Here is a 9,303-nt window from a genome sequence, read left to right on the forward strand (position 1 = left end):
ACGGCCGGTGCGCTGGGACTCGCGTACGCCGGGGCGCCGTAGACCGCCGCGGCGCTGGCGGCGGCCGGGCTGGCGACCAGGATCAGCGCAACCGAGCCGACCAGCGCGGCGGCTGCCTTCTGCTGCCGACCCATCCCGCGCAGCTTCGGCGCCGGCCGGCGCAGGGTCTGCGCACCCAACTCGACGAGGACGGAGAAGGCGAACGTGGCCCAGCCGAACCAACCGGCAACGGCCAGCGCCCGCAGGAAGAGCTGACCGTCGTCCCGGCTGGTCAGCGCGGTGTCCACCTCGCTGATCGTGGGAAGGTGATCGGGCAGGGGGTTACCGGCGAAGGCGAGCAGCGCGATCGGCGCGCCGACCAGCAGCACCAGGAGCACGGCCAGCGCGCCGATGCCGGTGAGGATCCGTCCGGTCCGCCGTACGACGGACCCACCCGATACGGGCATGGCTGCCTTCCTTCCTACGGTGTTGCGGTGATGGCACGCGCGGTCGCCTCGCCGGTGACGGTGACCGTCTTGTCCTGGACGAACGGTCCGATCATCGAGCGCTGGTAGGTGATGGAGACGGTCACCCGGATCAGGGTCTCCCCGTCGACCTCGGGGAAGTTCACGGTGTGGCCGGCGGTGTTCACGGCCGCTAGGTAGTTGGCGACCGCCACCCGGGCCGCCGGCTCGTTAATCCGTTTCGGCCCGCCCTCGATGGCGGTGGCCCGGTCGATGGCCTGACCGCCGGCCCGGGCCGCCTCGGCGGCCAGGTTCTGGGCGCGTTGCAGGGTGCGGAGCTGCCCGGCGCCGTCGAAGGAGAGACCGATGATGGTCAGTACGCCGACCATCGTCACCGCGAGGAAGATGCTCACCCGGCCGTGCTCACCTGCCGGCGAGGACCAGACGGCCGACGGGCTGGCCGTCATTGCCGGCTCCGGTAACGGTCGAGTGGGGAGGTGAACTGCGCGGTGACCAGCCGTTCACTCATCATCCCGGGCAGGATGTCGAGGGTGATGTCCTGGAAGGACACCACGCAGCTGATCGTCACCGTCACCGTGGCGTCCGTACCGACGGCGCTGCTGAAGGCGTCGTCGAAGCTGGAGTCACTGCCGGCCTTCGAGCCGGTGAACGTCGGGTCCAGGTCGTTGGAGCAGGCCAGGCCGTGCCAGTCCAGCTGCTTCTGGGCAGCCTCCCGCGCGTTCTTTCGGGCGGCGTCGGAGTTTCGGGAGATCGAGGCCGCCCGGGCGGCGTCGTGGGCGGCCGCGTCGAGCGCCTCCGCGGCGACCGCGCTGCGCCCGACCACACCGGCCAGCACCATCAGCGCGATGAACGCGGGCGCCAGCACCGCCACCTCGATGGAGACAGAGCCCCGCTCGGCGGTACGGGTCATGGCGGGGTCACCCTCTCCACCGTTCCGTGGGCGGTCTGCTGTATCGCGAAGTCCACGCCCGGCACCACTGACAGGGACCGGCCGCTCACCGTGCAGGTCACATCGGTCGTGGTCGTCACGCAGGTCGGGCCGGCCTTGTCCCAGCCCACCAACCAACCGCCGGCGGCCTTCAGGAAGCGGGATGCGCTGTCCACCCCGGCGCCGCTGCTCGCCTCGTAGGTCCGCTGCGCGTTGACGCCGCTCTGCGCGGCGTTCAACGCGGTGGAGCGGGCGAGGAAGACGGCCGCTACCTGGATCGAGGCGAAGAGCAGCACCAGGATCAGCGGCATCATCACGGCGAGTTCCACCGGGTTGGCCCCCCGCTCCCGGTCGCCGGCCGCGAGGCGGCGCCGGGCGGCCGTGACCGCTCGGCGCCACCTCGGGTACGCGGCTCGACGCATGTCAGCTACTACGGGTTCGTGTGGTTCGGGATGCCGGTCATCCAGTTGTTGGCCTTGATCAGGGCCGCAGCGGTGACAGCCATGGCGACGGCGACCAGGCCGGCGATGATCACCGCGGTGGGCACCGGGCTGTCGCCACGCTCACCGTCGCGGCGCAGCTCGGCTAGGCGCGTCGTCAGCACGACGTGCAGGTAGCTGAGGATGGACATGGCGTACTCCTTCAGATGAGGGGTCAGACACGGGCGATGAACGGATAGAGGACGAACCCGAGCAGCACGAAGACGAGCAGTGCGCCCGGAATGTCGAGCTTGCTGGTCACTGCCTCGGCGCGGCCGAGGTTGTCGGTGCGGATCTGGTCGCGTAGCGAGTCGGCGCGGCTGCGCAGGGTCTCGTGCACCTGCGCGCCCTCGCTGCCCGAGGAGCGCATGATCGCGCCGACGTCGCCCAACTCCGGAATGCCGATCTTGTCGGCGAGGTCGCGCAGCTCGTCCCAGGGCGCGTGCATCTGCATCTGGGCGATTCGCAGCGACTCCTGGAGTCGGTCGAACACCCACCCGTCACAGACCGCCGCCGCCCGCTCCAGCGACTGCACCGGCCCGTGCGCGGCGGAGAGCTGCAACGCCACCAGGTCGAGGTAGGTGCAGACCGCCTGGCGGAACTCTTCGCGGGCGGCGTTGGCCTTGGTCAGCACGGCGCGGTGCGCCAGCAGGCCGGCCAGCAGCGCCAGGCCGAGACTGCCAAGCACCGGCACGACAAGCGGGAACGAGATGCCGAGCACCCACAGCGCCGCCCCGAGCAGCGTCGGCGTGGCCAACCCGATCAGCGCGGACAGCAACACCGACAGGGCGTACTGCTCGGAGGTCTGACCGATCAGGGCGAGCTGCATCTGCGGCGGCCGCAACCAGCGGGACATCCCGGTCAGCCAGTCGAGTCGGCGGGACGCGGGCGTGGCCAGCCGGCCGGTGCCCGGCGGCTGGTGCAGTCGGCGCAGCGCCGGCCCGAGCGCCGGTGTCGCCGGCACCAGCTCTCGGACCACCAGGAACACACCCAGGCCGACAGCGGCACCACCGCAGACCGCGATGGCCAACTGCCAGTTCACGATCACGGGAGCCGCCCTTCGTTCGCGACCGCGGGGCTCCGCTGCGCTGCACTCCTCGCGCTCACGGGGCTGGCCTTTCGTTCGCGACTGCCGGGCTCTGCTGCGCGCTCACGCGATCACCTCGCTCGGGTCGGGCGCCGGCAGGAACCGGGCCGGCCGTTGCGGCTGGCTCATCGACCGCACCCAGGCCAGCAGACCGATGAAGGCGGTGCCGAGGCCGGCCATCACCAGCTGGCCCACGGGCGTGCCGTACGGCCTGATGTACTCGGCGTTGACCAGCCCGTACGCCAGGGTTGCCAGCGTCATCCCGGTGAGGAAGCGGACCGCGAACCGGGGTTGGGTGCGCTTGGCCTCGATCTCCCGACGGGTGGCCACCTCCGCGGACGCCGCGCCGGCGATCGAACCGAGCACGTCACCCAGCCGCTCACCCCGGTCGGACAGGTGCAGGATCAGCGCCGCGACCACCTGGTCGCAGACCGGGTCGGCGATCTCGTCGGCGAACGCCAGCAGCGCGGAGCGGGCCATCCAGCCGGCCTGCAGTCGGGCGGCGAGCAGCCGTACCTCGTCCTCGACGCCCGGCGGCACGCTGCCGATCGTGCCGATGATCGCCTGCTGGAGGCCCTGCCCGGTGCCGGAGACGTCCTTGAGTCGGCGGGTCCACTCGCCGACCGCCTCGATCCGGGCGATCGCCCGCTGTTCGGCCTTGCCCACCCCGAACAGCCACGGGGTGCCGGGCACCGCCACCGCCACCAGCAGGCCCACCACCGGCAGCCCGGTCAACAGGAACGCCAACGCGCCGGCGACCAGCGCGGCGACCAGCAGTGCCTGGTAGGCCCGCTGCTCGGCCGGAGTGCTGCCCGGCCCGCGCCACAGTCGGCTCAGCCCCGGCCCGCTGCCCGGGCGCCGCCCGGGAGGTCTACGGGTGCCGACCAGCGCGACCACGGCCAGCAGCAACCCGGCCACACAGGCGGCCCCGGAGACCACCGCGATCAACTCCAGGCTGCCGAGCATCAGGTCACCGCCGGGCCAGTCGGGTCTGCCGAGGCCGCCGCCAGGCGCCGGCACCGGCCTCGACCCACCGGGTCAGCAACCGCGCGTCGTAACCCACCCGCAGCAACTGGTCGCGGACCCGCTCCGGCAGGTGCCGGGGGACGGCACGACCGTCCGGGCCCGGCCCGAAGACCGTGGTGGTGGTGATCCGACCGGCTTCGCCGGCCCCGATCACCTCCTCCACATGCGAGACGAACCGGTGTTTCCGCCCGCCGATCGCAGTCTCGTCCTCGATGGTGACGTAGACGATCAGGTCGAGCGCGTTGCCGGCCATCCGGCGGGCCTGGTCGACGGTCATCTCGCGGCCGTGTGCCAGGGCCAGCTCGACGATCCGTTCACCCACCCCGGCGGCGCTACGGGCGTGGATGGTGCACATCGACCCCCGGCTGGTGGTCATCGCCTGGAGCATCGGCACGATCTCCCGGGACCGCACCTCGCCCACGATGATCCGCAGCACGCCCATCCGCAGTGACAGCGGGATCAGGTCGGCGATGGTCACCTCGCCGGCCGGGCGACCGTCGAAGCCGCGTTCGCCGTGACCCTCCCGGGCCTCGAAGCTCATCACCGCCCGGTGCCGCTCCCGGCGGCGGGCCGGGAGCAGCTCCCGACTCTCCTCCAGGAGCACGTACGGCTCGTCCTGCGGGATCTCGTTCATCAGCGCCCGGATGACAGTGGTCTTTCCGGCGCCGGCCAACCCGGCGACCATGATGTTCAGACCGGCGCGCATCGCCGCGCGGAGGAAGTCGCGCAGCAGCGGGTCGATCATCTCGTCCAGGTCACCTCGGGCGCCCGCGAGGTCGTCGAGGCTCACGTCCAGGGTGTTGTGCTTGCGGATCACCGCGTACGGGCGGTGGCTGACCAGGAACACCGCGGCCAGCCGGCTGCCGTCGGGCAGTTGCAGGTCGAGGGTGGGCTTCACGGTGGAGAGGGACCGCTCGGTGGCGCCCGCCCGGCGGGCCGCCGCCTGGAGGATCTCCACCAGCTCGGCGTCGCTGTCGGCGATCGGCTCGGCCCAGTCCACCCCACCGCCGTGCCGGGTGATGCGTACCTGGTCGCAGCCGAGGATGTGCACCTCCTCGATGGTGTTGTCGACCAGCAGCGTCTGTAGCCGGCCCAGCCCGACCAGCTCGGCGGTCACCTGGTCGAGCAGCAACCGTTCGTCGCCGGCAGCCATCGGCGTGCCGGCCCGGCGCACCGAGTCCGCGTACGCGGCGACCACCGTGACGGCGAGTCGGGCCCGCTCGGTGTCCTCCTCGTCGACGGTGAACTCCCGGCCGCGCTGCCAGAGGGTGAGCCGTTCGGTGAGTTCCCGACGCAGCTCCCGGACCACCTGGAAGTCCATCCGGGGTCGGGGCGGTGACTCCGGCGGCGGGGTGGCCGGGGGCATCGGCTGCGGCTGCGTCCCGGACTGGTGGTGCCGGCCGTTCGGTACGGCCAGCGGTGGCGCGGTCGAGGTCACGCCCGGTGGCTGTTGGCGCGGATCGGTGGAGACCGGCTCAAACCGCATCCGGCACTCCCTGCTGCACGGGCCACGCCAACCGGGCCCGTCGCCGCTCCAGGAGCGCCCCGATCGGGACCTCCAGCGCCGCCGCCGCGCGCATCAGCGGCCGTCCGGCCCGAACGGTCCCGCCCAGGGCGAGCACCCCGGCGGTACGCGGATCGTGCGGCAGCCGTGCGATGACCGGCAGTTTCAGGGCGCGGCTGATCTCGGCTCGTCCGTGCCCGCCGCCGACCAGCAGCAGCCGCAGAGTGCCCGGGGGCACCCGGTGCTCGACGAAGTCCCGTTCGATCGCGGTGACCACCGCGCGGGTGCCGGAGAGATCCGGCAGGTGCGCCCGGGTCACCAACAGCACCACCGAGGCGGCCCGCAGCACCGGCCACGGCGGCCCGGTCACGTGCAGTCGGCCACAGTCGACCAGGACGTCGTAGCCGGGGGTGCCGCGGTCGAGGGCGTCGAAGTAGTCGGCGAAGCGCTGCCAGAGCGGGGTGACGCTGCCGCTCTGAGCCGGGTCGACAAGACCGGGCAGCAGGAGCCGTTCCCGGCGGGGTGCGTCCAGGTCGACCAGCTGCGACCAGAACGCGGTCTCCAGGTTGCCGTCACGCAACTCCCCGACGGCCAGCTCTCCGATGCCGCGCGGGCCGTCCAGTTGACCGCCGAGGTATCCGGCGAGGATCGAGCCGCCAGCCGGGTCACATTCGGCGACCACCAGCCGTCGGTGCCAGGCCAGCGCGCAGGCCAGCGCCGAGGTCGTGACGCCGGGCGAACCCTTCGCGGACACCAGCGCGATGATTGCCATGCTCAGGCCGCCTCGGTCAGCACGACGGCGAGTCGTTCCTGTGCGGCGAGCGCCACCACTGCCGGCACATCACGGGTGAGCAGCGCCAGGTACAGGACCTTGTCGTCGTTGGCCGGGCTGACCATGTCGATGACGGTGGCCGCGAACCGGGTGCCGGCGGCGGCCGTGTCCCCGTTGGCATTGTTGTCCGGAGTGCTGACCAGCAGGACCTTGTCGCCGGGGTGCAGTTCGCGGGCCGGCACCTGGGCGGTCTTCAGGCCGAGCGCGATCTGCTGCTGACCGGGGCCGAGCAGCGGATCGTCGGTGACCTGTCCCAGGGTGAGCAGCGTGCCCGGAAGCAGCGCGACCGCGGCCCGTTTCCCGACCACCTCGTCGAGCCGTCCGGCGGGCACCGGGCGTAGCCCCTGGCCGCCGGCGACCTGCACGGTGACCAGGTCGGCTGCACTGATCTCGCGGCCCACCTCCACCGGTCGGGCCACCGCCAGATAGCTACCGGTGGCCCGTACGGAGGTGACCGCGAACGCCGCGCCCAGCCCGCCCAGGGCGATCAGGAGCACTGCGAGACCGAGCAACCCTGGGCGTACCCGGCGCTGTCGGACCACCGTGGGCGGGTTGACGGGCGCGTCCAGCGACGGGGTCCCGTTGCGCGTCGCGAGGCTCATCTGGTGACCACCTGGAGTTCGTTGATCTGGATCGGAACGATGCCGCTGTTTCGGGTCACCAGGATTTCTCCGCTCTGGCCACCGCCGCGCCAGGTCACCGTCCAGTAGGTGGTGGCGGTGACCTGGTAGGTGCCGGCCTTCTGGTAGCCCTTGTCGTAGCCGCAGTCCGGGGAGGTCCTGCCCGCCCGGTCGCCTGTCGGCTCGTACTTGGTGCCTTCATCGGGGCAGGTGACCGTGTCTCCGTTGCCCATGTCCCAGACGATCCGGGTGACCTCGGCCGTGATCTCGACTCGCAGGCCCCGGTCCGTTTCCTCGGCGTGGATCGGGCCGAAGTAGTCGGTCTTCTTCTCGGACCACATCCACACCGGCAGGCCGACCAGGCCGGGGCCGACGCGCTTGCGGGGCGCGACGCCCAACGGGGCCGGCAGCAGACTGATCGACGCCAGGGCGCGACGGGCCAGCTCCTCCGGGTTGGGCGGTGCGCCGAAGCCGGCCGGCGGATCGTCCAGCAGCACCTCGCTCTGGCTGCCCAGGTCGCCGCCGTTGCACGTCTTCACGTACCACTGCTGACCCTCGGGGGCCTCGGGCTGCGGCTGCTCCAGCTTGTAGTAGCAGCCGTCAGCGCTGTTGAACCAACCCAGGAACTCGTCGTAACAGGCGATGATTCGTCCGTCCCACCGACAGACATCGCCGCCACCGCCGCCGCCACCATCATCCTCATCGTCGTCTCCGCCACCGCCGGGATCGCCAGGGTTACCGGGCTCGTCGTCCCAGACGCTGCAGTCCGGTTGGGCGGGCGGGCAGCCCGCCCCCGGGTCGGCGCGTCGAGCGGCGGAGGCCGGCAGGGTCGCGCCAACCACCAGCAGGAGTGCGAGGCCGATCCCGGCGAGCGCTCGTCGGGCACCCTTTCCGCCGTGGGTCAGCACGGCTGGTCCCGGTGCGTCGTACCAGAGTTGATCAGCCAGCGGCCGTCGGGATAGCGGGTCGCGGTGGCGGTGGAGAGGTGTCTGCCACCGCCACTGCCCGGGACCGGGCGCTTGTCCTTCGCGTAGACCAGCCGATAGCCGGTCGTGTCCAGGCAGTCCTGGATGTCCACGGTGGCCGGTTTCGCGTCCAGGCTGACGGCGGTCACGGTCGGGTCGGACTTCAACGTCCCGGTACGCATAGCGCCGTGCTCCTTAGCGTCGCGAATGGACAATTGGACCCGAGTGAGAAGTGGATCAGCGAGAAACCGGGACAGTTCCGGCGCGCGTGGATCACTGCGCAGGCCCGCGGTGCGCGAGGCCGCGAGATACCCGGAGTACGCGTCAAGTGCCGCCTTTTCGGCAGCGCGCCGCTCGACGTCGGGATCGATGCGGTGATCGTCGTCGCGGTCCACCGTTGGCCGTTCGACCGCTTCCCGTCCGCTGGCGCAGGCGGTGGCCGGCATCGCCGCCGCCACGACCGCCAGCAGGCAGATTGCCGCTCTCCTGAGCTGCCGTCCGCGCACCGTCGAGCCTCCTCGTGGTCGCCCGGGGCGGTGACGGTTCACCGCCGTCGGGCATGCGGAAGCGCGCCCGGATCAGCACATCCGGAGCCGTTCATTGCGCTTCTGCATTCACCGTTACGGATCTTTTGCGAATTCGGGGTCCTGTGTCGTCCGATGGTGAAGGTGAGGCTTGCGTCACACCCAAGGGGCGAGCATAGGCTGACGCTCGCCGATGCAACAGAGGCAATTCAAGTGAACACTCTGGGTGATGACAGGTGGTGGTGGCGGGTGTCCGCACTGCGCCCCGAGCAATGGTCGAGCGAAAGGTCGTTATTGATGGGCCGGTACCGGGTCGGATGGGCTCACCGGAGTCTCGCCACCGGTCTCGGGAGTGGGACATCGTGGCCTCATCCCGGCATTCGAACGGCCTTGCCGGTCGCTCGGCGGACCGCCTTTTCCGACTCTCGAGCGGTCCAGAGCACCTCCGCGGGCTTCGGTCGGCAGGTCTCTTTCTGCGCCATCCGCTACACCGAAGCGATTGCTCGATCACGGTCCGTGTTCGTTAGTGCCGGGGAGTGTTCGGCCGTACTGGAGGCGACATGGCGCTGACCGGCCCCCCGGCGGCCGTCCCCGGTCGGGAAAACCCGCCCGATCGGAGCCCGGCACCACCACCGTCCGGCGCCACGACCGAATCCGTCCGTCGGGCAACGCCCTCTTCGCTGCCCAAGCGGGCAGCGGGGCTCGTTCCGGCGGTGGCGCGCACCCGGGTTTCGACCGTGTTCGCGATGCTCGCGATCAGCCCGCTGATGCGGTTGGCCGCACTGCGCTACGCCGTACCCCCGGGCCTGCCGAGCCGGACCGGCTGCGACGCCTGCGGCGTGCCGGTTGGCCTGGCCCGACCCTGGCCGGCGCT

General features: G+C 71.5%; 10 protein-coding genes and 2 pseudogenes. All 12 read right to left on the reverse strand.

All coding sequences use genetic code 11. The features are described 5' to 3' along the window. A pseudogene (locus PSH25_RS21550) lies at positions 1–446 on the reverse strand (LysM peptidoglycan-binding domain-containing protein); the annotation flags it as partial. Positions 447–460: 14 nt separating this feature from the next. Then, a complete protein-coding gene (locus PSH25_RS21555; protein WP_238660799.1) occupies positions 461–910 on the reverse strand; it encodes a pilus assembly protein TadG-related protein in 450 nt (149 codons plus the stop codon). Next, complete coding sequence (locus PSH25_RS21560; protein ID WP_238660800.1) at positions 907–1,374, reverse strand: TadE/TadG family type IV pilus assembly protein; 468 nt, start codon at positions 1,372–1,374, stop codon at positions 907–909. Before PSH25_RS21560 ends, PSH25_RS21555 begins: the two co-directional genes overlap by 4 nt. Beyond that, positions 1,371–1,814: a TadE family protein gene (locus PSH25_RS21565; RefSeq protein ID WP_238660801.1), complete on the reverse strand. Its 444-nt coding sequence runs from the start codon at positions 1,812–1,814 to the stop codon at positions 1,371–1,373. Before PSH25_RS21565 ends, PSH25_RS21560 begins: the two co-directional genes overlap by 4 nt. Positions 1,815–1,822: 8 nt before the next feature. Next, entirely contained in the window at positions 1,823–2,023 is a 201-nt protein-coding gene (locus tag PSH25_RS21570; protein ID WP_238660802.1) for a hypothetical protein, read from the reverse strand. 23 nt (positions 2,024–2,046) lie between these two features. Next, positions 2,047–2,916: a type II secretion system F family protein gene (locus PSH25_RS21575; RefSeq protein ID WP_238660807.1), complete on the reverse strand. Its 870-nt coding sequence runs from the start codon at positions 2,914–2,916 to the stop codon at positions 2,047–2,049. Positions 2,917–3,021: 105 nt separating this feature from the next. Continuing rightward, a pseudogene (locus PSH25_RS21580) lies at positions 3,022–3,968 on the reverse strand (type II secretion system F family protein). Further along, positions 3,929–5,470, reverse strand: coding sequence for a TadA family conjugal transfer-associated ATPase (locus tag PSH25_RS21585; protein WP_238660804.1), 1,542 nt, complete (start codon positions 5,468–5,470; stop codon positions 3,929–3,931). Before PSH25_RS21585 ends, PSH25_RS21580 begins: the two are co-directional and overlap by 40 nt. Continuing rightward, a complete protein-coding gene (locus tag PSH25_RS21590; RefSeq protein ID WP_238660805.1) occupies positions 5,460–6,260 on the reverse strand; it encodes a CpaE/TadZ family protein in 801 nt (266 codons plus the stop codon). Before PSH25_RS21590 ends, PSH25_RS21585 begins: the two co-directional genes overlap by 11 nt. A gap of 2 nt (positions 6,261–6,262) precedes the next feature. Further along, positions 6,263–6,922: an SAF domain-containing protein gene (locus PSH25_RS21595; protein WP_238660806.1), complete on the reverse strand. Its 660-nt coding sequence runs from the start codon at positions 6,920–6,922 to the stop codon at positions 6,263–6,265. Beyond that, on the reverse strand, positions 6,919–7,848 hold the full coding sequence (locus tag PSH25_RS21600) for a hypothetical protein (RefSeq protein WP_372492823.1): 930 nt from the start codon (positions 7,846–7,848) through the stop codon (positions 6,919–6,921). The genes PSH25_RS21595 and PSH25_RS21600 overlap by 4 nt, the downstream gene beginning before the upstream one ends. Then, the gene (locus PSH25_RS21605) at positions 7,842–8,381 is read right to left on the reverse strand and encodes a hypothetical protein (RefSeq protein ID WP_372492824.1); all 540 of its coding nucleotides are present in this window, start codon (positions 8,379–8,381) and stop codon (positions 7,842–7,844) included. The genes PSH25_RS21600 and PSH25_RS21605 overlap by 7 nt, the downstream gene beginning before the upstream one ends. Positions 8,382–9,303: the final 922 nt, after the last annotated feature.

Source organism: Micromonospora foliorum, assembly GCF_022229015.1.
In the GTDB taxonomy this organism is placed as follows: domain Bacteria; phylum Actinomycetota; class Actinomycetes; order Mycobacteriales; family Micromonosporaceae; genus Micromonospora; species Micromonospora foliorum.